This window comes from Halorubrum sp. ASP1, assembly GCF_005435135.1.
Lineage (GTDB): Archaea > Halobacteriota > Halobacteria > Halobacteriales > Haloferacaceae > Halorubrum > Halorubrum tropicale.
Window position 1 is genome coordinate 248,096 of record NZ_SGUA01000005.1, and the last position, 23,003, is coordinate 271,098.

General features: G+C 72.2%; 23 protein-coding genes. 12 read left to right on the top strand and 11 right to left on the bottom strand.

Annotated elements, in window-relative coordinates; genetic code table 11:
- The first annotated feature begins 104 nt into the window (after positions 1–104).
- Positions 105–521, top strand: coding sequence for a thiol-disulfide oxidoreductase DCC family protein (locus EXE48_RS09945; protein ID WP_053771002.1), 417 nt, complete (start codon positions 105–107; stop codon positions 519–521).
- A gap of 43 nt (positions 522–564) precedes the next feature.
- On the opposite strand, the gene EXE48_RS09950 is transcribed toward EXE48_RS09945, so the two are convergent.
- The 3 genes from EXE48_RS09950 to EXE48_RS09960 all read right to left on the bottom strand — a co-directional run bounded on the left by EXE48_RS09950 (position 565) and on the right by EXE48_RS09960 (position 2,874).
- Positions 565–1,146: a dihydrofolate reductase gene (locus EXE48_RS09950; protein WP_137711324.1), complete on the bottom strand. Its 582-nt coding sequence runs from the start codon at positions 1,144–1,146 to the stop codon at positions 565–567.
- A complete protein-coding gene (gene thyA, locus EXE48_RS09955; protein WP_137704514.1) occupies positions 1,146–2,174 on the bottom strand; it encodes a thymidylate synthase in 1,029 nt (342 codons plus the stop codon). The genes EXE48_RS09950 and thyA overlap by 1 nt, the downstream gene beginning before the upstream one ends.
- 103 nt (positions 2,175–2,277) lie before the next feature.
- Positions 2,278–2,874: a metal-dependent hydrolase gene (locus EXE48_RS09960; RefSeq protein ID WP_199236373.1), complete on the bottom strand. Its 597-nt coding sequence runs from the start codon at positions 2,872–2,874 to the stop codon at positions 2,278–2,280.
- Between the two features lie 143 nt (positions 2,875–3,017).
- Between EXE48_RS09960 and EXE48_RS09965 the strand changes: the two genes are divergently transcribed.
- A complete protein-coding gene (locus EXE48_RS09965) occupies positions 3,018–4,106 on the top strand; it encodes a pyridoxal-phosphate-dependent aminotransferase family protein (protein ID WP_137711325.1) in 1,089 nt (362 codons plus the stop codon).
- Positions 4,107–4,172: 66 nt separating this feature from the next.
- Positions 4,173–4,547: a hypothetical protein gene (locus tag EXE48_RS09970; RefSeq protein ID WP_053770954.1), complete on the top strand. Its 375-nt coding sequence runs from the start codon at positions 4,173–4,175 to the stop codon at positions 4,545–4,547.
- Between the two features lie 4 nt (positions 4,548–4,551).
- Here EXE48_RS09970 and EXE48_RS09975 read toward each other — a convergent pair whose 3' ends face one another.
- A complete protein-coding gene (locus tag EXE48_RS09975) occupies positions 4,552–4,761 on the bottom strand; it encodes a hypothetical protein (protein ID WP_137704517.1) in 210 nt (69 codons plus the stop codon).
- A gap of 111 nt (positions 4,762–4,872) precedes the next feature.
- On the opposite strand from EXE48_RS09975, the gene EXE48_RS09980 reads away from it, so the two are divergent.
- Entirely contained in the window at positions 4,873–5,859 is a 987-nt protein-coding gene (locus EXE48_RS09980) for an aldo/keto reductase (protein ID WP_137711326.1), read from the top strand.
- A gap of 65 nt (positions 5,860–5,924) precedes the next feature.
- Here the strand turns inward: EXE48_RS09980 and EXE48_RS09985 are convergent, their stop codons facing one another.
- Entirely contained in the window at positions 5,925–9,059 is a 3,135-nt protein-coding gene (locus EXE48_RS09985; RefSeq protein ID WP_137711327.1) for an FAD-binding and (Fe-S)-binding domain-containing protein, read from the bottom strand.
- A 302-nt stretch (positions 9,060–9,361) separates the two neighbouring features.
- Between EXE48_RS09985 and EXE48_RS09995 the strand changes: the two genes are divergently transcribed.
- Positions 9,362–10,234 (top strand): M14 family metallopeptidase, encoded by an 873-nt coding sequence (locus tag EXE48_RS09995; RefSeq protein ID WP_137711328.1) that lies wholly within the window; start codon positions 9,362–9,364, stop codon positions 10,232–10,234.
- 51 nt (positions 10,235–10,285) lie between these two features.
- Here EXE48_RS09995 and EXE48_RS10000 read toward each other — a convergent pair whose 3' ends face one another.
- The 3 genes from EXE48_RS10000 to pan2 form a co-directional block, all read right to left on the bottom strand.
- The gene (locus EXE48_RS10000) at positions 10,286–10,663 is read right to left on the bottom strand and encodes a DUF5811 family protein (RefSeq protein WP_053770950.1); all 378 of its coding nucleotides are present in this window, start codon (positions 10,661–10,663) and stop codon (positions 10,286–10,288) included.
- Positions 10,664–10,758: 95 nt separating this feature from the next.
- The gene (locus EXE48_RS10005) at positions 10,759–11,304 is read right to left on the bottom strand and encodes a pyruvoyl-dependent arginine decarboxylase (RefSeq protein ID WP_137704521.1); all 546 of its coding nucleotides are present in this window, start codon (positions 11,302–11,304) and stop codon (positions 10,759–10,761) included.
- 84 nt (positions 11,305–11,388) lie between these two features.
- A complete protein-coding gene (gene pan2, locus EXE48_RS10010) occupies positions 11,389–12,612 on the bottom strand; it encodes a proteasome-activating nucleotidase Pan2 (RefSeq protein ID WP_053770948.1) in 1,224 nt (407 codons plus the stop codon).
- Positions 12,613–12,869: 257 nt separating this feature from the next.
- Between pan2 and EXE48_RS10015 the strand changes: the two genes are divergently transcribed.
- Positions 12,870–13,427, top strand: a complete 558-nt coding sequence (locus tag EXE48_RS10015; RefSeq protein WP_053770947.1) for a response regulator — start codon at positions 12,870–12,872, stop codon at positions 13,425–13,427.
- 25 nt (positions 13,428–13,452) lie between these two features.
- On the opposite strand, the gene EXE48_RS10020 is transcribed toward EXE48_RS10015, so the two are convergent.
- The gene (locus EXE48_RS10020; protein ID WP_053770946.1) at positions 13,453–13,737 is read right to left on the bottom strand and encodes an amphi-Trp domain-containing protein; all 285 of its coding nucleotides are present in this window, start codon (positions 13,735–13,737) and stop codon (positions 13,453–13,455) included.
- A gap of 97 nt (positions 13,738–13,834) precedes the next feature.
- On the opposite strand from EXE48_RS10020, the gene EXE48_RS10025 reads away from it, so the two are divergent.
- Positions 13,835–14,224, top strand: a complete 390-nt coding sequence (locus tag EXE48_RS10025) for a hypothetical protein (protein WP_053770945.1) — start codon at positions 13,835–13,837, stop codon at positions 14,222–14,224.
- Positions 14,225–14,239: 15 nt separating this feature from the next.
- Here the strand turns inward: EXE48_RS10025 and EXE48_RS10030 are convergent, their stop codons facing one another.
- Entirely contained in the window at positions 14,240–15,319 is a 1,080-nt protein-coding gene (locus EXE48_RS10030) for an aminopeptidase (RefSeq protein WP_053770944.1), read from the bottom strand.
- 126 nt (positions 15,320–15,445) lie between these two features.
- Here EXE48_RS10030 and EXE48_RS10035 point away from each other — a divergent pair, with 126 nt between their 5' ends.
- Positions 15,446–16,432: a M48 family metallopeptidase gene (locus EXE48_RS10035; protein ID WP_053770943.1), complete on the top strand. Its 987-nt coding sequence runs from the start codon at positions 15,446–15,448 to the stop codon at positions 16,430–16,432.
- 4 nt (positions 16,433–16,436) lie between these two features.
- Here the strand turns inward: EXE48_RS10035 and EXE48_RS10040 are convergent, their stop codons facing one another.
- Positions 16,437–17,744 (bottom strand): acetamidase/formamidase family protein, encoded by a 1,308-nt coding sequence (locus tag EXE48_RS10040; protein WP_137704522.1) that lies wholly within the window; start codon positions 17,742–17,744, stop codon positions 16,437–16,439.
- A gap of 383 nt (positions 17,745–18,127) precedes the next feature.
- On the opposite strand from EXE48_RS10040, the gene nadA reads away from it, so the two are divergent.
- The 4 genes from nadA (at position 18,128) to EXE48_RS10060 (ending at position 22,748) form a co-directional block, all read left to right on the top strand.
- The gene (gene nadA / locus EXE48_RS10045; protein WP_053770941.1) at positions 18,128–19,258 is read left to right on the top strand and encodes a quinolinate synthase NadA; all 1,131 of its coding nucleotides are present in this window, start codon (positions 18,128–18,130) and stop codon (positions 19,256–19,258) included.
- Position 19,259: 1 nt separating this feature from the next.
- Complete coding sequence (locus EXE48_RS10050) at positions 19,260–20,807, top strand: L-aspartate oxidase (protein ID WP_053770940.1); 1,548 nt, start codon at positions 19,260–19,262, stop codon at positions 20,805–20,807.
- Entirely contained in the window at positions 20,807–21,631 is an 825-nt protein-coding gene (nadC, locus tag EXE48_RS10055) for a carboxylating nicotinate-nucleotide diphosphorylase (protein WP_053770939.1), read from the top strand. The genes EXE48_RS10050 and nadC overlap by 1 nt, the downstream gene beginning before the upstream one ends.
- Positions 21,632–21,740: 109 nt before the next feature.
- Entirely contained in the window at positions 21,741–22,748 is a 1,008-nt protein-coding gene (locus EXE48_RS10060) for an HFX_2341 family transcriptional regulator (RefSeq protein WP_053770938.1), read from the top strand.
- Positions 22,749–23,003: the final 255 nt, after the last annotated feature.

Below are 23,003 nucleotides of genomic sequence, written 5' to 3' on the forward strand. Positions count from 1 at the left end.
CGACGAGGAACGCGTATAAGTTTTCCGTGCGACGGCACCGTCGTCGCCTCGCGCCGCCTCCACCGGAATCCTGAACTGCGACGGCCGCGTACGTCCGTCAGGCAATGGACGAGGACATCCCGGACGACGCCGCCGTCGTGCTCTTCGACGGCGTCTGTAACCTCTGTAGCGGGTTCGTACAGTTCGTCCTCCCCCGCGACCCGGAGGGGAAGTACCGGTTCGCCTCGCTCCAGTCCGACGTGGGACGGTCGCTGCTGGCGGAACACGACCTCGCGACCGACGAGCTGGACTCGGTCGTCCTGATCGAGGACGGCGAGAGCTACGTGAAGTCGGCGGCGATCATCCGGATCGCGACGGGGCTCGGCGGGGCCTACCGGCTGCTTTCCCCGTTCCGGTTCGTACCGCGAGCGGTCCGGGACCGCGCGTACGACTTCGTCGCCGACAACCGGTACCGCTGGTTCGGGAAGAAGGACCGGTGTATGATGCCCCCGGGCGACGCCGAGTCGCGGTTCTTAGAGTGAGCGGCGGTCCGAGGGCGATCGAAAAGCCACGTCCCGGCGCCCGTCACTCCGCGTCGCACCGCTCGTAGGTGACGAACGCGAGGTCGCCGTCGGTCTCGCGGTCGCGCTCGGCCCACGCGTCGGCGTCCCACTCCGGGAAGCGGGTGTCGCCCGCCGGTCGCTCCGGGATCTCCGTGATGACCATCCGGTCGGCGCGGTCGAGGTAGGCCGCGTAGACGGTCGCGCCCCCGATGACGTAGACGGCGTCGACCCCGCGCTCGGCGGCGTCGGCGGTCGCTCGCGAGAGCGCGGACTCGACGTCGTGCGCGACGACCGCGCCGTCGGCGAGGTCGGCGTCGCCGATCGACCGCGTCGTCAGCACGACGTTCGTCCGGTCGAGGAGCGGCCCGCCGATCCGCTCGGCGATGCGCTCGTACGTCTTCCGGCCGACGATCACCGGGTGCCCGGTCGTGAGCCGCTTGAAGTGCGCGAGGTCGGCGGGGTAGTGCCACGGCATCCCGCCGCCGTCGCCGATCACGCCGTTGTCCGCGACGGCGGCGACGAGTACCACGTCCGGATCGGCGTCGCTCTCCGATTCGGGCGCGTCGGCGTCGCGCTCCGACCCGGGCGCGTCGGCGTCCCCCATCACTCCGCGACCGCGAACGAGATGCCGTCCGCGGAGTCGTAGTCGACCACCGAGACGTCCTCGTAGGTGAGCTCGTCGAGGGGCTTGTCCGCGATCTCGATCCGCGGTCGGTCGCGCGGCGTCCGCGAGAGCTGTTCGAGGAGGCCCGGGACGTGGTCGTACCCCTCCTGGCCGTTGGGCTCGTCCGGCGCGGTCCGCTCGACCCAGCTTTTCACGTCGAGGTACGCCTCCTTGCTCTCGACGTTCGCGATCCGCTCTTGGACGTACCTGAGGTTGTTCGCGTACCACTTCCCGCGGTCGCCGCGGCCGCAGTAGACGTGCGCGTCGACGACGGTGTGCCCGAACTCCCCGACCTCGAAGCCGGTCCGCTGGGCGAGCGCGTTCGCGAGCAGCGCGTACGCGGCGATGTTGAACGGGACGCCGAGCGCGATGTCGCCCGAGCGCTGCGTGAGATGGAGGTTGAGCCGGCCGTCCTGGACGTTCACCACGAAGGTGTAGTGACACGGCGGCAGCGTCGAGACGGCGGCGTTCGCCGGGTGCCACGCGTTCACGACCATCCGGCGCGAGTGGGGGTTCTCCTCCAGCGTGTCGAGGACGTACTGGATCTGGTCGAAGGTCCGTCGGGTCGTCCCGTCGGCGTCCTCCTCGACGGTGACCCAGCGGTGCGCGTCGTCCGGCCACGTCTCGCCCGGGAGCGCGGCGTCGTCCTTCGGGACCGGATAGCGGCGCCAGAACCGACCGTAGGCGGTGTCGAGCGTCCCCTCCTCGTCGGCCCACGCGTCCCAGATCTTCGTCTCCTCGCGGAGGTTTCGGATGTGCTCCTCGCCCGAGAGGTACCACAGCACCTCGTGGATGAGCGAGTTCCACCGGTAGCCGTCCATCTTCTTCGTGGTCAGGAGCGGGAACCCCTCCGCGAGGTCGACGGTGTACTGCCCGCTGAACGTCGCGATGGTGTCGACGCCGGTTCGGTTCGGTTTGTACGTGCCGGACGAGAGCGCGTCGTCGACGAGGTCGAGGTACTGTTGCATGGTGGGTTCCGCGCGCCGGGACGGGCGGTCGCCGGCGCGGACTGTTATCGACTGGTGTGCGGCGGGGAAAGTAAGCGCTTGGTTCCCGGAGTTCGCCGGGGGGTCACCGGTACCGCTCGGGGAGGTACGGGTCGAGCGACGACGGGAGCAGCGGGATCACGGCCGCCGCCATCTCTGCGAGCCGCCGGCGGAGCGCGGTGTACACGACCGCGACGGCCAGCGTCCCGATCACGACCGCGCGGAGCGGGGGGTCGACCAGCACGAGCAGCGGGACCGAGAGCCCGACCGAGAGGGCGAGGTCCTCGACGGCCCCGTCGTACCGGACGCCGCGCCGCGGGGCGACCCACGTCTCGCGGTGGTGGTCGTACACGGCGCGGTCGGAGTTCCCCTCCCACGGGCGGAGCTCCAAGCCGCCGCCGTACATGTCGGCGACGCTGTGGAGCGCCGCGCCGAGGAGGAAGAGCGCGACGGCGACGGTGAGCGCCGACGGCGCGACCGCGGCCGCGACGAGCGCCGGGACGGAGAGGACCGAGTAGTAGACGGGGTAGTGGAGGGTCCGCCGGTGACCGGTGTACATGTCGAGGTCGGGGACGAGCCCGCCGAGGAACCCGGCGACCAGCCCCACCGGCGCCAGTTCCGGCGCGACGCGCACCAGCGGGGCCGCGAGCAGCATCCCCGCCAGCACGTGGGTCGGAAGCATCATCGTACCGGAACGCAGGCGACAGAAACATATGAGCGTGTCGGCGCGGCGGTCGGGGGCCCGCACCCGCGTCGACGGCCTCTTCGGCCGCCGCAGCCGTCGTTTCGCGGTCCGTTTATGCCTCGTCGCGCGAACCGGGGCGTATGCTCATGACGCCGGGGCCGACCGCGGTCCCAGAGCCCGTGCGCGAGGCGATGTCCCGCGAGCTGATCAACCCCGACGTGGACCCGCGGTTCCGGGAGATATACGACCGCCTCACGGAGCGGCTCGCGACCGTGTACGGCGTCGACGCGGCCGACGCCGCCGGGAGCGGCGCGTCGCGCGACGTGGTCGTCCTCGGCGGCGAGGGGATCCTCGGACTGGAGGCGGCCGTCGCGTCGCTCGTCGAGCCGGGCACCGAGGTCCTGTGCCTGTCGAACGGGCTCTACGGCGAGGGGTTCGCCGACTTCGTCGGGTCGTACGGCGGCGACCCGACGCTCGTGGCCGCCGAGCACGACGAGCCGCTGCCGCTCGACGCGCTCGACGATGCGCTGGCGGCCGACGACGCCGACGTCGACCTCGTCACGCTGGTCCACTGCGAGACGCCGACGGGGACGCTCAACGACGTCGAGGCCGCGCTCGACCGGATCGAGGCGGCGGCCCCGGCGGCCCTGACGGTCGTCGACGCCGTCTCCTCGCTCGGCGGGGTCGAAGTCCCGACCGACCGGATCGACGTGTGCCTCGGCGCGTCCCAGAAGTGTTTCAGCGCGCCGCCGGGGCTGGCGACCGCCGCGGTGAGCGACCGCGCCTGGGCCGCGATGGAGGCCCGAGACCCGCACTCGCTGTACGCGAACTTCCTCCCGTTCCGCGACGTGAGCGACGGGTTCCCGTACACGCACCTCACGACCGAGGTCGTCGCGCTCGACGCCGCGCTCGGACTCCTGCTCGACGAGGGGCTCGACGCCGTCCGCGAGCGACACGCGGCGGCCGCCGCGCAGTGCCGGGAGCGCGGCGCGGAGCTAGGCTTAGCGCCCGTGCCGGACCCCGAGCGCAGCTCTCCGACGGTGACCGCCTTCGAGGTGCCCGGGCGGGCCGAGGCGCTCCGAGAGCGGCTGCGCGAGGAGCACGACGTGGTCCTCGCGACGGGGCTCGGCGAGGGGTCGGAGGACGTCCTCCGCGTGGGACACATGGGCCACAACGCGCGGGTCGATCGGGTCGAGGAGGCGATGGACGCGCTCGCCGCGGTGCTGTGAGCGCGGGGTGAGAACACGTCGCACGCCGCCGGAACGTTGAACCGTCGCGCGACGGGGCGTCCGCACATGGCGTCGCCACGCGAGGCGATCCGGGAGCGGGGCTGGACGGTCGAACACGTTCCCCACGAAGAGATAGCGAAGTACAACGCCTGCTACCGCGTCGTTCTCGACGGCGAGCTCATCTATCCGCCCGCGGCCGACGACCTCGGAATCCCGCGCAACGAGATCTGGGTCTCCGAGAAGTGGGCGAAGTACGACCGGTTCATCCTCTACCACGAGCTCAGGGAGATCGAACACCGCGCCGCAGGTCACGACAAGGCGACGGCCCACGAGCTCGCGGAGCGCGACGAGCGCTCGCTGTGGCTGGACAACCCTCGCTGGCGGGTAATGAACGCCGAGTGGGACGAGGGGCGGGCGCACCTCCCGTTCCCGGGCGAGTAGGGGCTCAGTCGCGGGGTTCCCACAGCGACAGCGCGATCCCGGAGAGCGACACCGACACCCCGAACAGGATCGCGCCGAGGTATCCGACCGCGACGGAGCCGATATCAGCTATCTGCGAGTGGTACCTGTCGGTCACGTGTGCGTAACGCACGAGGGTGCCGGCCGCGCTGATCGGCAGACCGGCCGCGTTCACCGCCAGTCCGAGCCGCTTCATGGCACGCCCGAGTCGTTTCGGTTCCACGTTACAACGGGTGACGTCCGGCGATGACGGCGATCACCCGCCTCCGGAACGCCCTTGCGTCCGGCCGAGGAACGTTCGGGCGACATGAACCACCGCGAACTCGGCGATGTCGGCGCGGTCAGCGAGGTCGGCTACGGCGCCTGGCAGATCGGCGGCGACTGGGGCGAGGTCACGGAGGCGGAGGCGGTCGCGGCCGTCGAGGCCGCCCGCGACGCCGGGGTCGACTTCTTCGACACCGCCGACGTGTACGGCGACGGCCGGTCGGAGCGGATCGTCGGCGAGACGCTCGCGGACGACATCGCCGCGGGCGACGTGACCGTCGCGACGAAGGCCGGCCGCCGGCTCGACCCCCACGAGGCGGACGGCTACGCGGAGGCGAACCTCCGGCGGTTCGTCGACCGCTCCCGGGAGAACCTCGGGATGGACACGCTCGATCTGGTCCAGCTTCACTGCCCGCCCACGGACGTGTACTACCGGCCGGAGACGTTCGACGCGCTCGACGCGCTCGCGGACGAGGGACGGATCGCGAGCTACGGCGTCAGCGTCGAGCGCGTCGAGGAGGGGCTGAAGGCGATCGAGTACCCGGGCGTCGAGACCGTCCAGATCATCTTCAATCCCTTCCGGCAGCGGCCGGCCGAGCTGTTCTTGGAGGAGGCCGCCGCGCGCGACGTGGGCGTCATCTGCCGGGTGCCGCTCGCGTCCGGGCTGCTCACGGGCGCGCTCTCGCGCGACGCCGAGTTCCCCGAGGACGACCACCGCAACTACAACCGCGAGGGCGACGCCTTCGACGTGGGCGAGACGTTCGCGGGCGTCCCCTTCGAGGCGGGCCTCGACGCGGTCGACGCGCTCGGCGAGCGCCTGCCGGACGACCGCCCGCTGCCCGAGTTCGCGCTGCGCTGGATCCTCGACCACGACGCCGTCTCGACGGTGATCCCGGGGTCGACGACGCCCGAGCACGTCCGGGCGAACGCGGCCGCGAGCGAGGCGCCCCCGCTCTCCGACGCCGAGCGCGACGCCGCGAGCGAGGTGTACGACGAGCACGTCCGCGAGCACGTCCACCAGCGCTGGTGAGGGCGGGCGAGCGCCGGCGAGCGGGACGCGGAGCGGCGTGAGGACGCGGCGCGCGCCCCGTCACCTCACTCGTCGAGCGCCGCCGCCAGCTTCTCGATCGGATGGGGCGGCGTCTCGGCGCCCTCGCGGTCGCCGAGCTGCGACCGGCAGGAGGCGCCGGGCGCCGTCGCCGCGTCGCCGTCGCTGTCAGCGACCTGCCCGAAGAGGATGCGCCCGATCGCCTGCGAGAGGTCGTAGTGCTCGCTCTCGTAGCCGAACGAGCCGGCCATGCCGCAACACGAGGAGTCGAGCGGGTCGACGCCGTAGCCGGCGCGCCGGAGGACGCCGACCGCGTGGTGGTCCGTGTTCGCCGCCTTCTGGTTACAGTGCCCGTGGTAGGTGAGCGTCTCCGCCGGCGCGTGGAACGAGAGCCGCTCGTCGACCCGGCGCGCGTCGAGGTACTCGCAGACGCCGGCCGCGGCCGCTGACACCGCCTCGACGTCCGCGCCGTCGAGCAGGTCCAGGTACTCGTCCTGGAACATCACCGCGTCGGAGGGCTCGACGAAGAGGACCGACTGCCCCTCGCGGACGCGGGGCGCGAGCGCCGCGACGTTCTCGGCCGCGCGCTCCCGGGCCGTATCGAGGAAGCCGGTCGAGAAGGCGGCGCGGCCCGAGGGCGCGAGGCTGTCCGGGACCTCGACACGGACGTCCGCGGCCTCCAGCACGCGCACCGCCGCCTTCCCGGCCGCCGGGTAGCTGTAGTCGGTGTAGGTGTCGGGGAACAGGACGACGGTGTCGACCGCCTCGGAGCGGGCGACCGCGGGGCCGCCGCGGGCCGCGAACCACGCCTCGAAGCTCTCGGACCGGAAGGTCGGCAGCGCGCGCTCGGGAGCGATCCCGACGAGCGCGTCCATCGCCCTGCGGGCGCCCGGAACACTCGCCGCCGCGTTCGACAGCGGCGCCAGCCGGCTCCCGAGCGCCGAGAGCCGGTCGACGTCGCGGAAGAGCCGCTCGCGCAGCCCCGCGCCCTCCCGCTCGTGGTGCTCGTGTTTCACCTCCGCCTTCAGCTTCGCGAGGTCGACCCCGGTCGGACAGTCGCTCTGACAGCCCTTACAGCCGACGCAGAGGTCTAACACCTCCGCCTGGAACCGGTCGGAGTGGATCTCCTCGTCGTCGAGCTCGCCGCTTATCGCGGCCCGGAGCATGTTCGCCCGCCCGCGAGTCGTCTGGACCTCCTCGCCGGAGGCGCGGTACGTGGGACACATCGTCCCGGAGTCGGTCTCGCGGCAGGTACCGCAGCCGTTACACAGCTCGACGAGCTCCGAGAAGCCGCCCTCGTCGGAGAAGTCGAGGTTCGTCTGCGGCTCGATCGACCGGTACGTCGGCCCGTACCGGAGGTTCTCGCGCATGTCGGTGTCGGCGGCGGCCTCGGGGTAGCCGCGCTCGGCCGCGGTCTCGCCGTCGACGTAGACGACCTTCCCGGGGTTCATCCGCCACTCGGGGTCGAACGCGGACTTCAGCTCCTGGAACGCCGCCCAGAGGTCCTCGCCGTACATCCTCGGGTTGAACTCGGTGCGCGCGAGCCCGTCGCCGTGCTCGCCGGAGAAGGCGCCGTGGTGCTCCAGGACGAGGTCGGTGACGTCGTCGGCGATGGCGTGCATCGTCTCGACGCCCTCGGACTCCTTCAGCGAGAGGATCGGGCGGATGTGGAGCGTCCCGACGCCGGCGTGCGCGAAGTACGCGGCCGAGGTGCCGTGGTCGTCGAGGACCTCCTCGAAGGCGGCGACGTAGTCGGCGAGCTCCGCGGGCGGCACCGAGGCGTCCTCGATGAACGGGTACGGCTTCGCGTCGCCGTCCATGCTCATCAGGAGCGGTATCGCGGCCTTCCGGAGGTTCCAGAGGTCCGCCTGCGCGCCCTCGTCGTACGCCTCGATGACGTCGAAGGCGTCGCGGTCGCCGTCGCCGCGGAAGCGGTCGTTCGCGTCGGCGACAGCCGCCTCGAAGTCGTCGACCAGCTCGGAGTCCCACTCCAGCATGAGCGCGGCCGCGGCCCGGTCCGGGATCGGCTCCGCGTACTCGGCGTACTCCGGCGATCCCGCGGCCAGCTCCACGACCGCGTCGTCCATCAGCTCGACCGCGCTCACCGGGAGCGCCAGCGCCTCGGGGACCGCGCGCATGGCGGCGTCGAGCGTGTCGAACGAGTACAGCGCCAGCGCGGTCGCCTCGGGGCGGGTGACGAGCGAGAGGGTGGCCTCGACGACGACGCCCAAGGTCCCCTCGGCGCCGACGAACAGCTTCGAGAGGTTGATCACCTCCTCGCCGTCGTCGTTCTCGTAGATCACCTTGTGGAGGTTGTACCCCGAGACCGACCGCTTGAGCGTCGGGTATCGCTCGGCTATCTCGTCGGCGTTGCCCTCGACGAGCGCGCGGACCGTCTCGTACAGCGCGGCCTCCCGCTCGCCGGCCGCCTCGCCCGCGACGATGGCCTCGTACTCGGGGGAGTCGAGGACGACCTCCCGGGTGTGAACGAGCGAGCCGTCCGCCAGCACCACGCGCAGCTCCTCGGTGTAGGCGTCGGTGATCCCGTACCGCACGGAGTGGGCGCCGGTGGAGTTGTTGCCGATGCCGCCGCCCACGGTCGCGCGCGCCGAGGAGGCGGGGTCGGGCGCGAACTTCAGGCCGTCCGCTGCGAGCCGGTCGTCGAGGTCGTCCTGGACGACGCCGGGCTGGACCGTGGCGCGGCGGGCGCCGGGGTCGACCGACAGGATCGCGTCCATGTGACGCGAGCAGTCGAGCACGACGCAGCCCGGCCCGACGGTCTGTCCCGCGAGCGACGACCCCGCGCCGCGCGGTAGCACGGGGACGCCGTGGTCGGCCGCGACCCGGGTCGCGGCCCGCACGTCGTCGACGCCGCGGGGGTAGACGACGCCCGCCGGGCGGGCCTGGTAGACGCTCCCGTCGGTCGCGTACAGCACCTGCGCGTACTCGTCGAACTCGACGCCGCCCGCGACCGCGCCGCGTAAGTCGGCCGCGAGCGACCGGTACGCCTCGACGTCCGGGCGGTCGTGGCCGAGCGCGGCCGCCGAGACGCCCGATCGGTCCGCCCCGGCCGATCCCGCGGCCACTCCGCCGTCGGACGCGGCCCGCCGCGGTCGGTCGTCGTCGGCCTCGTCTCGCGATCCCCCCGAGCCGCCGTCGCCGGCGAGTCCTCCTCCGTTCATGGGGTAGGTGGACGGGATGAGCGTGATAAATCTATTGTGAACGATAATTATATTCATTTAGGCCATCGCCGTCGCCTCGACGTACGCGGTCCGTGCGACGCTGGCGGGCGCCCCGGCGGTCGTCGCGGGAAGCGGGGTCGGACTCGTGGCGTACGCGTCGTCGCTCCGGCTCATCGGCGTGGACCCGCGCGACCGCTTCGTCGCGCGGCGGTACCGGGCCGCGCTCGCCGACCGGTTCGACCGCTGATCCCGCCGGGGGCGGATCGCGACGATTTATGGGTGGACCGCGACGTACTGACGGTATGCAAACGTTCGACCGCGGGTCGGCGGGGTCGGCCCGCGTCGCGATCGTCGGCGGGATCCACGGCGACGAGCCCGCCGGCGTGCGGATCGTAGAGCGGCTCGCAGCGGAGCTCGCGCCCCTCGACTCCTCCGACGGCGAGGAGGGGTCCGCGGGGCTCGTCCGGCTGATACTCGCCAACGAGCCGGCGATCGAGGCCGGAACGCGCTACACCGACGCGGACCTGAACCGGGCGTTCCCGGGCGACGCCGACAGCGACGAGTACGAGCGGGCGCTGGCGCCGCGGCTCGCCGCGGAACTGGAGGGGTTCGACGCCGTGCTCGCGCTCCACACGTCGCACAGCGCGCCGCCGCCGTTCGCCATCTTCAGCGACCTCACGGAGTCGGTCCGCCGCACCGTCACCGGCCTCCCCGTCGACCACGCCGTCGACGCGAGCGGGCTGCGGTCGACGACGCTCGACTCCACCATCCCGCACACCGTCTCGATCGAGGTGGGCCGGCAGGGCAGCGAGGAGGCCGTCGAGTTCGGCCACGAGGCGTGTCGCGCGTTCCTCCGGGTCCACGGCGCGCTCGCGGACGAGCAGCCGACGTTCTCGGAGACGACCGTGGTCGCGGGCAGCGAGGAGGTGCCGAAGGGCGGGGGGACGCCGCACGTCCACTTCCGGAACTTCGAGCCGATCCCGGAGGGCGCGGTGTTCGCCGAGGACGACGTGTACACCCACCGCGTCGAGGAGCCGGGCGTGGTCCCGATCCTCGCGAGCGAGGACGGGTACGACGACATCTTCGGCATCTACGGCCGCGTCACGGGCACGCTGAAGCCGCCGGGGGAGGGCGACCTGCGGGTGTACCCGCGCGACGAGGAAGGGGACGACTGAGAGAACGGGGCTGACCGATCGCTCGAACGGCCTACGGCCGGGCCGGGACCGTCACTTCGCGGTGGGCGTGATGTCGCCGACGGCGTCCATCACCTGGACCGCCGCGCTGGCGGCGAGCCCGCGGGCGACCTCGTCGGTGTCGGACTCGGCGATGCCGGCGTCCAAGTCCTCCGGGTCCGGCGTGAAGCCGGCCGAGACGGGGTGGCCGGCCGGGGGGTTCACCGCGACGGTCGCCTGCGGGCCGTCCGCGCCGACGGACAGCTCGGAGCCGACGGCGTAGCTGTCGGGCAGGTACGATTCCGTGCGCGATACGATTCCGGCGACCGCGCGCCGGAGCTGTTTTTCCTGGTCCGGAGAGAGGTCGACGGCCGCGGGCGAGCCCGCGTCCGTCACACCCGGCGCCCCGGCGTACGGGTTGTTGCCGTTCATTCGAAGACACGACCCGTACGCGGAGCCGAGTCAAAAAGGCGTCGGCGACGGCGACCGGGGCTCCGGCGCGGCCCGGCCTCTCTCCGCGCGGCCCGTTACAGGATCGGCTCGGACTCCCCGTACGCGGCGATGACGACCGCGGTCGCGTACCGGTCCGGCTCGGCCGCGACCGTCTCGACGCGCGTCTCCCGGTCGGGGAGCTCCCAGTTCCGGAGGTCGCCGCCGGCGTCGAGGCCCGCCTCGATCCGCTCGCGCACGTCGTCGGGGTCCTCGCCCGTCACCTCGTAGAAGAGCCCCGGCCCCGGACCGGTCGCCCAGCCGAGCCCCGCGACCGCGTCGGGGCGACGGCGAGGCGCGCGCTTCGACTCGGCGCCCTCGGCGCCCGCGCGACCGCCCTCGCGGAAGTCGACCTCGTCGCCCGGCCCGACCGTCCGGCGCGCCTCGACGACGGTGAGGCGGTTCCCCGCGGGCCCGAGGTCGGGCGCCGCCGCGACCGCCTCGACGGTCGCCTCGGCGGGGACGACCGAGGAGACCGCCACGAGGTTGTAGTTGTGGAGGTTCGCGTCCGCGAGCGCGGCGTCGTAGGAGGCCATCGCCGTGTCGGCGATTCCGACGCCGCCGGCGACGTGGATGGTGTTCATTACGGGCGAGTCGGCGGCGGGCGCGCTAAGGGGTTACGAACTGACCGCTCCGAAACGCGCACGGCGAGGACGGGGACCGAGGGTTCAGTACTGGTAGTTGATGACCCGCTCGTCTTCGGTGTCCGCGTCCTGAAGCTTGTCGCGGGCCTGCTCGAAGTCCTCCTGGGTCACCTCGGTGCGGCCGTCGCGGATGGCGAACATCCCGGCCTCGGTCGCCAGCGACGCGATGTCGGCGCCGCTGTACCCGTCGAGGTCGCGGGCGACGACGCCGAGGTCGACCCCGTCGGCGACGTTCATGTCGTCGGTGTGGATCTCCAGGATGCGCTCGCGGCCCTCGGCGCCGGGCTCTGGCACCTCGATGAGGCGGTCGAAGCGACCGGGGCGGAGGATCGCCTCGTCGAGCATGTCGAAGCGGTTCGTCGCGGCCATGATCCGGACCTCGCCGCGGTCGTCGAAGCCGTCCATCTCGCTGAGGAGCTGCATCATCGTGCGCTGGACCTCGGCGTCGCCTGAGGTCTTCGAGTCCGTCCGCTTGGCGGCGACGGCGTCGATCTCGTCGATGAAGATGACGGCCGGCTCGCGCTCGGCGGCCAGCTCGAACAGGTCGCGGACGAGCCGCGCGCCCTCGCCGATGAACTTCCGGACGAGCTCGGACCCGGCCATCTTGATGAAGGTGGCGTCGGACTCGTTGGCGACGGCCTTCGCGAGCATCGTCTTCCCGGTGCCCGGCGGGCCGTGGAGGAGGACGCCGCTCGGCGGCTCGACGCCGACCGTCTCGAACTGCTCGGGGTTCTCCAGCGGGTCCTCGACGGCCTCGCGCACCTCCCGGATCTGGTCGTCGATGCCGCCGATGTCGGCGTACGTGACGTCGGGGGACTCGGTGACCTCCATCGCCTGGGCCCGGGAGTCGGTCTCGTCGTCGAGCACCTGCTGGACGGCGAAGGAGTCGTTGATCGCGACGCGGTCGCCGGGGCGGAGGTCCTCGTCGAGCCGCGAGGCGGCCTGCGTGAGCACCTCCTGGTTGTTGCCGTGCTGTTTGATGACGACGCCCTCGTCGGTGATCTCCTCGACGGACGCGATGTACAGCGAGGTGGTCTTCAGCACCTCGTTCTCGCGCTTCAGCTGCTCGACGTCGTCCTTCAGCTCGCCGCGGCGCCCCTCGGCGTCGGCGAGCCGCGATTCCAGTTCCTCGTTCACCTGAACGATCCGCCGGTAGTGCTGGCGGATCGCCTCCAACCGCTCCGCGTCGCTCATCTCGGGGTCGAGCTCCAACCGCGGGCGGTCGGGCAGTGAGGGGCTGTGAGACATTCGTTGAGCCCGACTAAGATGCGGGCGTAAATGTGCCTTTGGGTCACGGAGAGACCGTTGGATCCGCCGAGAGGACGCCGGCGTCACGGCTCCGGTTACCCCTCTGTCGACCCCGCCCGCAACCCCGGAATCATCGCTGATAATCGGGTGTCAACGTTTTAACGCGGAGGGGAGCAACGTGGCCGTATGGACGTACGAACGGCGGGCGGACGCGCCGGTCCGGGGGTCGCGAACCGCGAGACCGGGAGGGCCCGCCCATGAGCGGCACTCCGGACGCGACCGTCCTCGCGGTCGACGACGAGCCGGACCTCGCAGAGCTGTACCGGGTGTACCTCGACCCGGAGTACGACGTTCGCATCGCGACCGGGGGCGAGGAAGCGATCGACGCGATGGACGAGACGGTCGACGTGGTCCTCCTCGACCGCCGGATGCCCGACATGTCGGGCCACGAGGTGCTGAACGCGATCCGCGGCGAGGGGTACGACGCCCGGGTGGCGATGCTGACCGCGGTAGAGCCCGACGTCGACATCGTCGAGATGCCGTTCGACGACTACAAGACGAAGCCGGTCACGAAGGAGGACCTCCTCACGCTCGTCGAGGTGCTCCTCCACCGCGCCGCGTTCGACGAGCGGAGCCAGGAGTTCTTCGCGCTCGCCTCGAAGAAGGCGGCGCTGGAGGCCGCCGGCACGACGAACTCCGAGGAGTACGAGGAGCTCATCGAGCGGATGGAATCCGTGCGCGTCGAGGTCGACGACACGCTCGACCACCTCTCGGCGCGGGACGCGTTCGCCGAGGTCCCGGGCGAAGTACCGTAGCGAGGCGGAGGGCGCCTCCGGACCGTCACTCGATCGTCAGCTCGCCGTCCGCCGCCTCCTCGCCGGCGTTCTCGTCCCACTCCAACTCGAACTCGACGCTCAGCTCGCCCGGCCCGTCGGCCGGCCCCTCGCGCTCCGCCTTCACTTCGAAGGTGGGCCGCGCGGGCGGCTCCAGCGTCGTCGACTCGGCGCCGCGCGTGAGGGTGATCGCGTTCCCGGCGTCGAGCGAGTCCGCGACCGTCCGCAGGTACGCGGCGATTTCCTCGCGGCTCCGACGGCTCTCAGACTTGAACAGGACTTCTTCTGGCATGCGTGGACGTACGCGCCCACGAGTGATAAACACCGACGCGGCGCCGGCGGGGCCTCGCCCCCGATCGTTTTGTGTTCGCCGACCGAATCCGCACCCCGTGTCCGTCCCCGACTCGCTCCGCACGGTCGTCGCCGTCGCCGTCTACTGGACGGCGATCGCGCTCGGCGGGAGCGTCCTCCTCCCGGACCCGACGAGTCCGCTCGCCGCGGTCCCGATCCTCGGCGGCGGCGCCGTCGTCGCCCACGCGGCGCGCACCGGCCGCCTCGTCGAACTCGGGTACGCGGTGGGGACGATGTGGCTCGCCGTGCTCGCGCTGTCGGTCGGCACCGGCGTCGTCGACCTCGTCGCGCCGCCCGCGGGCGAGATCGCGCCGCTCGCCGGCTACCCGGGGATCGCGGCGATCGGCACGGTCGGGCTGTTCGGCGTCCTCCTCGTCGCGTACGCGGCGTTCGCCCGCCGGACCGCGGCGCGAGGCGCGGGCGAGTGAGTGGACGCGAGGCCCTCAGAACCCGTCCTCGAAGACGAACGTCCCGTTCCGCTGGACGACCTCGCCGTCGACCTCGATGACGGAGTCCTCGCTCATGTCGACGATCATGTCGACGTGCTCGGCGGACTCGTTGACCGCGTTCTCCTCGCCGACGGTCTCCGGATACGCGGAGCCGACCGCCATGTGGACGGTGTCGCCCATCTTCTCGTCGAACAGCATGTTGTAGGTGAACCGGTCGATCTGGCGGTTCATGCCGATTCCGAGCTCGCCGAGGCGCCGCGATCCCTCGTCGGTGTCGAGGATGCCGGAGAGCAGCTCCTCGTTGCGCTCGGCGGAGTGCGAGACGACCTCGCCGTCCTCGAACCGGAGCCGGACCCCGTCGATCTCGCGCCCGTAGCGGTACAGCGGGAGGTCGAAGTGGACCTCGCCGTCGACGCCGTCGCGCGTCGGCGCCGTGAACACCTCGCCGCCGGGGAGGTTCGCCTCGCCGTAGTCGTTGAGCGTGGAGTTGCCCGACACGTCGAGCGTGAGGTCGGTCTCGTCGCCGGACCTGATGCGCACCTCGTCGGCCGCGTCGAGGATCTCGACCATCTCCGCCTGGAACTCGCGCTGTTCGTCCCAGTCGAGCGAGACGGCGTCCCACACGAAGTTCTCGTACGCCTCGGTGCTCATCCCGGCGAGCTGGGCGTGGCTCGCGGTCGGGTACTGCGTGAGACACCACGTCTTCGAGAGCCGCGTGCGCTTGACCTCCTCCATCGCGCGGTTGTACGCGGCGTTCGTCTCGGGGTCCACGTCGGCGTCCTCGGTGGCGTTCGCGCCGCCGCGCGCGATGACGAAGGCGTCGGCCTCCTCGTAGAGCGCGCGCCGGTGGCTCGGCTCGGAGAAGTCCTCGGAGGCGCGCTTGAACGCGCGCTGGGCGCGCTTCGAGTAATTGAGGTAGACGGGGTTCGCCCCGCGGTCGCCGCAGACCTCGTGGAGCGCGACCGCGAGGTCCTCGGCCTCCTTCGGCATCTGGATGACCACGTCGTCGCCCGACTCGATGCCGGTCGAGTGGTCGGCGATGATCTCCGCGTGTTCGCGTACGCGTGCGTCCATGACAGCCGGTTTCGCGGCCGGGGAATTACCGCTTTTCCTTCCGGCGGGCCGGGTGGGGGAGCGACCGATCCCGTCGCGGCCCTCCCGGCCGCAACGCGTTTGCCCCGCCGTCGCGTAGCCTCGGACATGCCTCGGCTCGCGTTCCGCGCGGCCGCCGCCGCCGTCGGCGTCGCCCTCCTCGTCGGCTACCTGACCGCGGCGCTGTTCGTCGCCGACCTGCTGCGCGCGGCCTGGGCGGCCCGACCGGACCTCCCGGTCCTCGTCGCGCTGCTTGCCGCGGTCGCGCTCGGGTCGGCGTACCTCAGCTACCGGCTCGGCACCGCCCAGATCCTCGCGAATCTGGAGGGCGACCGCGTCCCGCGGAGGCGGGCGCCGGATCTCCACCGCCGGATCGACTCGCTCGCGGCGCGGATGGACCTGCCGCGGCCGGCGCTGTACGTCACCGACGCCCGCGCGCCGAACGCGTTCGCCGTCGGCGGCGGGTCGGGGAGCGGGGCGCTCGTGATCGACCGGTCGCTGTTCCGGCTACTGTCCGCCCGCGAGATCGAGGCGATCCTCGCGCACGAGCTGGCGCACTTAGAGGGCAACGACGGGTTCGCGATCGCGATGGCGGACGGGGTCGGCCGCTCGCTGGTCGGGGTCGCCACCCTGGTCGCGCTGCCCGCGCTGCTCGCGCTGTCGGGGCTCGCGGCCGCCTCGGCGTGGATCCGCGGGCGACCCGGCGACCGGTCGGGGCCGTTCGCGCGGCTTCACCGCGCGCTCGCCGGCGCCCTGTTCGCCGCGTTCGTCCTCGCGACGCTCGTCGCCCGGTCGCGGTCGCGCAAGCGCGAGTTCGCGGCCGACGACCGCGCGGCCGAGGTGACGGGCGACCCCGCGGCGCTCGCGCGGGCGCTCCGCCGAATCGAGCGCGCGACCGACCCGGAGTGGCCCCTCGCGCCGTTCTCGTCGCAGAAACGGACCGACGAGACCGCAGAGCGCTGGCTCTCGACGCACCCCTCGACCGACGAGCGGGTCGAGCGCCTGCGGGAGCGGGCCGAGTCGCAGGGGCCGACGCGGCGGATCCCGGCGGGGCCGTCGCGGGCGAGCAGCGGACGCGGATCGTCGTGGCGGTGAGGGCTTACAGCCCGTACTGCTCGCGCGTCACGTCGTCGAGGCCCGACTCCGCCAGCACGTCCGCGGGCACGAGCATGTCTAACTGGACGACGCCGGGGAGCCGCCCGATCTGCACGCCACCGGTGAACGTGCACCGGGCGCGGACCTCGCCCTCGCTCATGCCGAGCAGCGTCCCGGCGCGGTCGAAGGCGTTCTGCGTGGCGTCGTTGACCGTCGCGCCGGAGCCGATCACCTGGATCGGGGCGGCGTCGGTGTCCACGTCGACGCCGTGCTCCGCGCCGAGACCCTCGCCGGCCGCGACCTCGTCGTCGCTGTAGGGCTTGCTGATGAAGGGGAGGTCCTCCTCGTTCGGCAGGAGGACGGGCCCGTCGAGGTCCACGTCCTCGATCACCTCCACGTCCATCGTGACCGTCCCGCTCACGTCGGTGGTGTGGAGGGAGAGCTCGCCGTCGCCCTGGTTCGCGTGGAGGTCGCCGACGTAGATCCCGCCGCCGTCGACGGCGACCGGGCAGACCAGCGTCGCGCCCGCGCGGACCTCGGGCACGTCCATGTGGCCGTCGGTGCGCAGGTCCAGGTCCGCCTCGGTCTCGACGCCGTAGTCGTGGTCGGCGCCGACGAGGTTCTGCCCGAAGTCGCCCGCGTTGTGCGAGTCGGGCATGGTGACCGGCGGCGTGGTGCCGATGTTGCCGATGAACGGTAGCAGGCGGCCGAGCGTGCCTGGCATCTCGTCGGGCTCGTACAGCAGGATCGGGTGCTGGCGGGCGTTCTCGGGGATGTCCATCACGCGCTCGGCGTCGGTCGCGAGCGCGTGGGCGCCCTCATCGTCGAGCGTGATCCCGACCGCGTTCTCGTGGTCGAAGGCGACGGTGTAGCCGTACTCGAACCCGAACGAGGAGGCGTTGGCGCCGCACTCCGCGCAGCGGATCGCGTCCTCGCCGGTGCCCTCGACGACGGACTCGGGCCACGTCGTCCCGCACTCCGGGCAGCGGTGGTCGACGAACGGGTCGTCGCCGAACGCCTCGTCGCGTTCCGCCATCGACCCCGTGCTGGTGGCCATGCTCGTCACCTCCACGTCGCGGATGTGGATCGCGACGGCGTCGCCGACCTCGGCGCCCTCGACGCGGATCGGCCGCGTCACCTCGTGGCCGCCGCGGAACGAGGGCGTCACCATCGGTCCCCAACAGCCCGGCGGCGTGTACGTCGTCACCGTCCCGCCGTCCGCGACCGTCCCGGCCCACTCCTGGTCGGGCCCGACGAGCCCGAGCGTGTACTGGTCGACGTACAGCTCCTCTTCGACCTCTGTCTGCGCCATACCGTGTAGTGGTACGGCATGGCACATCATAACCGTAGGGGAGGCGGCACTCAGACCGGGAACCGCGAGGGCCGCCAAGCCCGAGGACCACGAGGCGCGCTCGCTCGACGGGCCGTCCGGGGCGAGAGCCAACCGCGCGCTCGCGGTCCGCCCCGCTCGCGGTCCGCCCGGCTCGCAGTCCGCGAATTTCGGCCCTCGGTCCGCGACCCCGCAAAGGGGTCACCGACCCACGATCCGGAGTTCGCCTGCGAGACCGTACGTATCGTTCGAAGATCGCGATTCTGAACGGACTCGGAGAGCATACGACTAGCCAAACCGAACTATTGAAGACAAAATCTTTTCACGACACAGTTCTGTGAGCGAATACGCGACGGAGACTCAGAATGCCAGCAATGGAAACCGCCGAGTTCGATACCGAACTCAGTCTCTTCAAATACGATAATCTCGAACAGCTTCCGTCTGAATACCGCGACCTCGACGAGAGCGAGCGAACGCGACGGATCGAGGGGGCGCTGGACGCGCTCGGCGACGACGTGGTGATCCTCGGTCACAACTACCAGCGGCGGGAGATCGTCGAGCACGCCGACTTCGTCGGCGACTCCTACCAGCTGAGCAAGGAGGCCGCGGCGGCCGACGCGGCGTACGTCGTCTTCGGCGGGGTCACGTTCATGGCCGAGTCCGCCGACATCATCACCGACGACGACCAGACGGTCGTTCTCCCGAGCATGGAGGCGTCGTGCCCGATGGCGGGGATGGCGGAGGCGCTCCAGGTCGACGCGGCGTGGGCGGAGCTGACGGCCGCGACCGACGCGGACGTCGTGCCGGTCACCTACATGAACAGCTACGCCGACCTCAAGGCGTTCTGCGCCGAGCACGGCGGCTTGGTGTGTACCTCCTCGAACGCCCACCGCGCCTTCGAGTACGCGCTCGACGAGGGCGACAAAGTGCTGTTCCTCCCCGACAAGCACCTCGGGGAGAACACCGCTCACCGGCTCGGGCTCGAAGACGAGATCGCCGAGTGGGACCCCTGGGACGCCGCGTCGGCCGACGCGGCAGGGGTCGTCGACAAGGACGTGATCCTCTGGGACGGCTACTGTCAGGTCCACGAGCGGTTCAGCCCGTCGCACGTCGAGCGGGTCCGGGCGGACCACGAGGACGCGCGGGTGGTCGTCCACCCCGAGTGCCGCCGGGAGGTCGTCGAGGCGGCGGACGTGGTCGGCTCCACCGCGACGATCCGCGAGACCGTCGCCGAGGCCGACCCCGGCGAGACGTGGGCCATCGGGACCGAGGTCCACCTGACCCGCCACCTCCAGCGGTGGCACCCGGAGGTGGACGTCGTCCCGCTGTGCGGCGAGGCGTGTATGGACTGTAACGCGATGCGCCAGATCGACCCGAACTACCTCGCGTGGGTGCTCGAAGAGTTGGCCGCCGGACGCGAGCGCAACGTCGTCGAGGTCGCGCCCGAGGAGAAGGACCTCGCGCGCGTCGCCCTCGACCGCATGCTGGAGGTGTGAGATGACGGGCCACGAGACCGCGGACGTGCTCGTCGTCGGCTCGGGGGTCGCCGGGCTGACGACCGCGCTCGCCGCCGCGCGCGAGGGCCGCGAGGTGACGGTGGCGACGAAGGCCACGCGCCCCGCGGACGCCGCGTCGTGGTGGGCGCAGGGCGGGATCGCAGTCGCCCGCGACCGGCCGGTGCGGTTCAAGCGGGACGTGCTGGCGGCCTCGGACGGCACCGCCGACCCGGACGCTGTCGACGTGCTCGTCGAGAACGCCGACGACGCGGTCCGGGACGTGCTCGTCGACACGCTCGGCGTCGAGTTCGACCGCGAGGCGGACGCCGGGACGTTCGACTACGGCCGCGAGGCCGCCCACAGCGAGGACCGGATCCTCCACGTCGGCGCGGCGACGGGCGAGCACGTCCACGTCCCCCTGTTGAACCACCTCGACGGACGCGACGGCGTCGAGATCGTCGACGACGCGGCCGCGCTCGACCTGATCGCGAGCGAGGGGCGCGTCCACGGCGCCGTCGTGGCGTCGGCCGACGGGCGCGTGCCGGTGTACGCGAACGCGACCGTGCTCGCGACCGGCGGGATCGGCGACCTGTTCCCGCGGTCGACGAACCCCCGCGGGGCCACCGGTGACGGGGTCGCGATGGCCGCGCTCGCGGGCGCCGACGTGACGGACATGGAGTTCGTCCAGTTCCACCCGACGGCGTACGACGCGGGCCCGGACGAGGAGGGGTTCCTCGTCAGCGAGGCGGTCCGCGGCGAGGGCGCGCTACTGCGCAACGGCGACGGCGAGCGGTTCATGCCCGGGTACCACGACGACGCCGAGCTGGCGCCGCGGGACGTGGTCTCGCGGGCCGTGGCCGCCGAGCGCGACGCCACGGGCGAGGTCCGCCTCGACGTCGGCCCGCTCGACTTCGCGGGCGCGTTCCCCGGCCTCGCCGAGAAGTGCGCCGACCGCGGCGTCGACTCCGCGCAGGGGATCCCCGTTGCGCCCGCCGAGCACTTCCTCTGCGGCGGCGTCGCGGTCGACGACCGGGGGCGGACGAGCCTCGACCGGCTCTACGCGGTCGGCGAGTGCGCGCGGACCGGCGTCCACGGCGCGAACCGCCTCGCCTCCACGAGCCTCCTCGAAGGGCTCGTGTGGGGGCTCCGGGCGGGCGCCGACGCGGCCAGAACTGTCGGGTCCGACGGGACGCCGGCGGACCCCGAGCGGGTCGCGCCCCCGGACCTGCTGGACCGCGACCCCGACCTCCCGCCGGCGTTCGCCCGCGAGAAGTTCCGGCGACTCCGCAGGGTGCTCGGCGAGCACGTCGGGATCGAGCGCGATCCGGCCGAACTCCGCCGAGCGCTCGGCGTGCTCCGGCGCCTGAAGGGGGAGGTCGACGCGTACGTCCGGACTCGGACGTCGCGGTCGCTCTACGAGCTGCGAAACGCCACCGTGACGGCGCTGCTCGTGACCCGGCAGGCGCTCGCGAACGGCGAGAGCGTCGGGACGCACTACGTCGCGGACGACGCCGAGCCCGCCGAGCCCGGGCCGGCGGCGGACGACTGATGCTCACCGACGCCGACGTGGAGCGCTGGCTCCGCGAGGACGTGGGCCACCACGACGTGACCAACGACGTGCCGGGCGAGACGAGCGGCCGGCTCGTCGCGAAAGAGCCCGGCGTCGCGGCCGGCGTCGACGCCGCGAGCGCCGTGTTCGACTACCTCGACGCGACTGTGACCGAGCGCGTCGCGGACGGGACCGCCGTCGACCCGGGCGACGCGCTGCTGCGGGTCGCGGGCCCGGCGAGGGCGGTCCTCCGCGGCGAGCGCGTCGCCGTGAACGTCGCGGCCCACGCCTCGGGAGTGGCGACGCGGACCGACGCCGCGGTTGAGGCCGCCCGCGAAGTCGATCCGGACGTCCGGGTCGCCGCCACGCGCAAGACGACGCCCGGGCTCCGGGGAGTAGAGAAGCGCGCGGTCGCGGCCGGCGGCGGCGACACCCATCGGCTCGGCCTCTCGCACATGGTCATGGTCAAGGACAACCACGTCGCGGAGCTGGGGCTGACGGAGGCGATCGAGCGCTTCCGCGAGCGCGCCTCCTTCGCGACGAACGTCGAGGTCGAGGTCGAGGGGCCCGACGCAGCCGCGCGCGCCGCCGCGGCCGGCGCCGACGTGGTCCTGCTCGACAACATGACGCCCGCGGAAACGGCGGCCGCGGTCGAGCGCGTGGCCGCCGCGGACGGCGACGCGCTGACCGAGGCGTCAGGCGGTATCACGGTGGAGGTCGTCCCGGACTACGCCGCGACCGGCGTCGACGTGATCTCGATGGGCGGGCTCACGCACTCCGCGCCGGCGCTCGACCTGTCGTTCCGGACGGGAGGCGACGGGTAGCGCGCCGGTGTCGGGGCGGGCGCCGGCGGCGGGGTCGGCTCCGTCCGCGAGCGTTGGCGTCGCGGAGTGATCTGGTGGTTTTTATAAATCCCACACCCACGGTCAGGGTATGCAGACCCACGTCGTGCCCGTCGGGTTCGACTACGACCGGATGATCGCCCCCCTCATCCGGGACCAGTTCGACGTCGACCGCGTGATCCTCTTGGAGGGCGCCGTCGGCAGCGAGGCCAACGTCGAGTACTCGCGGAACATCGCGCGCAAGCTCGAACAGGACTTCCGGAACCTCCTCGGCGCCGAGACCGTCCGCGAGCGGTTGGACGACGTGTACGACTACGACGCCGCCTTCGAGCGCGCCTTCGACCTGATCAACGCGGAGCTGGACCGCGACGACGGCGGCGACGCGGCGGGCGACGAGGCGGGCGCAGAGGACGTGGGGGACGCGGACGACCCGCCCGCCGGCGACCGCGAGGTGTGGGTGAACCTCTGTTCGATGCCTCGGCCGGTCTCGTTCGCGTTCGCGACCGCCGCGCACTCGATCATGGTCGAGCGGCAGGCGGACCGCGACCGCATCCACACCTACTACACGGCCCCCGAGAAGTACTTAGAGACCGAGCTGGCGGAGGAGCTGCGCGAGACGCGGGAGCTCCTGCGGGACCTTGACGCCGGGAGCGAGGCGCCGACGGAGGCGGGCGTCGACCCCGACCGCGTCGCCGACCGCCTGGCGAGCACCACCGATCTCCTCGCGGAGTTCGACGAGCGCGGCACCACCATCGGCGCAAAGCGCATCGGCGACCGCCACGTGATCGAGCTGCCGGTCGCCTCCTTCCAGAACGTCAAGCCGTTCGAGGAGCTGGTGCTGTTCACGCTCGGCGAGCACGGCGAGTTCGAGTCGGTCTCGGAGCTGGCGGAGACGCTCGCGGCCGAGCTCAACGAGGAGTACACGGAGTCGTTCCGCTCGAAGGTGATCTACAACGTCGACCGGCTCGGCCCCGGCGGGAAGGGGTACATCGAGCGCGAGGAGCACGGGAAGTCCTACCGGACGAGCCTCTCGCGGATCGGGGAGCTGTGGGTCCGCGCGCACGCCGACGAGGACCGAGACTACCGGGACCCGGCGTGAACGCGCCCTGACGAGACGGTCGCTTATCTATCGATTATCGGTGGCTGGTCGGCGACGAAGGCCGTCGAAGCCCCAACCGATTCTCGACCCGTACCGCAACCGCGGCCTCGCGCCTCCCCAGCCTCGTCGCTGCCGGCCTCGCTCCACTTCGGCCCCCAGCGACTCCCTCGCACGCGCTCCTCGCGGCCGCCCGCGGCGGCCGCTCGGAGGCGCGCGCCACCGCACTGGACTTCGGCGCTCGATTATCAGCCGTCG

Excerpts from the sequence above, each read along its gene's own strand:
- EXE48_RS09945 (WP_053771002.1), top strand. The coding sequence starts at position 105 with ATGGACGAGGACATCCCGGACGACGCCGCCGTCGTGCTCTTCGACGGC.
- EXE48_RS09950 (WP_137711324.1), bottom strand. The coding sequence starts at position 1,146 with ATGGGGGACGCCGACGCGCCCGGGTCGGAGCGCGACGCCGACGCGCCC.
- thyA (WP_137704514.1), bottom strand. The coding sequence starts at position 2,174 with ATGCAACAGTACCTCGACCTCGTCGACGACGCGCTCTCGTCCGGCACG.
- EXE48_RS09960 (WP_199236373.1), bottom strand. The coding sequence starts at position 2,874 with ATGCTTCCGACCCACGTGCTGGCGGGGATGCTGCTCGCGGCCCCGCTG.
- EXE48_RS09965 (WP_137711325.1), top strand. The coding sequence starts at position 3,018 with ATGCTCATGACGCCGGGGCCGACCGCGGTCCCAGAGCCCGTGCGCGAG.
- EXE48_RS09970 (WP_053770954.1), top strand. The coding sequence starts at position 4,173 with ATGGCGTCGCCACGCGAGGCGATCCGGGAGCGGGGCTGGACGGTCGAA.
- EXE48_RS09975 (WP_137704517.1), bottom strand. The coding sequence starts at position 4,761 with ATGAAGCGGCTCGGACTGGCGGTGAACGCGGCCGGTCTGCCGATCAGC.
- EXE48_RS09980 (WP_137711326.1), top strand. The coding sequence starts at position 4,873 with ATGAACCACCGCGAACTCGGCGATGTCGGCGCGGTCAGCGAGGTCGGC.
- EXE48_RS09985 (WP_137711327.1), bottom strand. The coding sequence starts at position 9,059 with ATGAACGGAGGAGGACTCGCCGGCGACGGCGGCTCGGGGGGATCGCGA.
- EXE48_RS09995 (WP_137711328.1), top strand. The coding sequence starts at position 9,362 with ATGCAAACGTTCGACCGCGGGTCGGCGGGGTCGGCCCGCGTCGCGATC.
- EXE48_RS10000 (WP_053770950.1), bottom strand. The coding sequence starts at position 10,663 with ATGAACGGCAACAACCCGTACGCCGGGGCGCCGGGTGTGACGGACGCG.
- EXE48_RS10005 (WP_137704521.1), bottom strand. The coding sequence starts at position 11,304 with ATGAACACCATCCACGTCGCCGGCGGCGTCGGAATCGCCGACACGGCG.
- pan2 (WP_053770948.1), bottom strand. The coding sequence starts at position 12,612 with ATGTCTCACAGCCCCTCACTGCCCGACCGCCCGCGGTTGGAGCTCGAC.
- EXE48_RS10015 (WP_053770947.1), top strand. The coding sequence starts at position 12,870 with ATGAGCGGCACTCCGGACGCGACCGTCCTCGCGGTCGACGACGAGCCG.
- EXE48_RS10020 (WP_053770946.1), bottom strand. The coding sequence starts at position 13,737 with ATGCCAGAAGAAGTCCTGTTCAAGTCTGAGAGCCGTCGGAGCCGCGAG.
- EXE48_RS10030 (WP_053770944.1), bottom strand. The coding sequence starts at position 15,319 with ATGGACGCACGCGTACGCGAACACGCGGAGATCATCGCCGACCACTCG.
- EXE48_RS10035 (WP_053770943.1), top strand. The coding sequence starts at position 15,446 with ATGCCTCGGCTCGCGTTCCGCGCGGCCGCCGCCGCCGTCGGCGTCGCC.
- EXE48_RS10040 (WP_137704522.1), bottom strand. The coding sequence starts at position 17,744 with ATGGCGCAGACAGAGGTCGAAGAGGAGCTGTACGTCGACCAGTACACG.
- nadA (WP_053770941.1), top strand. The coding sequence starts at position 18,128 with ATGCCAGCAATGGAAACCGCCGAGTTCGATACCGAACTCAGTCTCTTC.
- EXE48_RS10050 (WP_053770940.1), top strand. The coding sequence starts at position 19,260 with ATGACGGGCCACGAGACCGCGGACGTGCTCGTCGTCGGCTCGGGGGTC.
- nadC (WP_053770939.1), top strand. The coding sequence starts at position 20,807 with ATGCTCACCGACGCCGACGTGGAGCGCTGGCTCCGCGAGGACGTGGGC.
- EXE48_RS10060 (WP_053770938.1), top strand. The coding sequence starts at position 21,741 with ATGCAGACCCACGTCGTGCCCGTCGGGTTCGACTACGACCGGATGATC.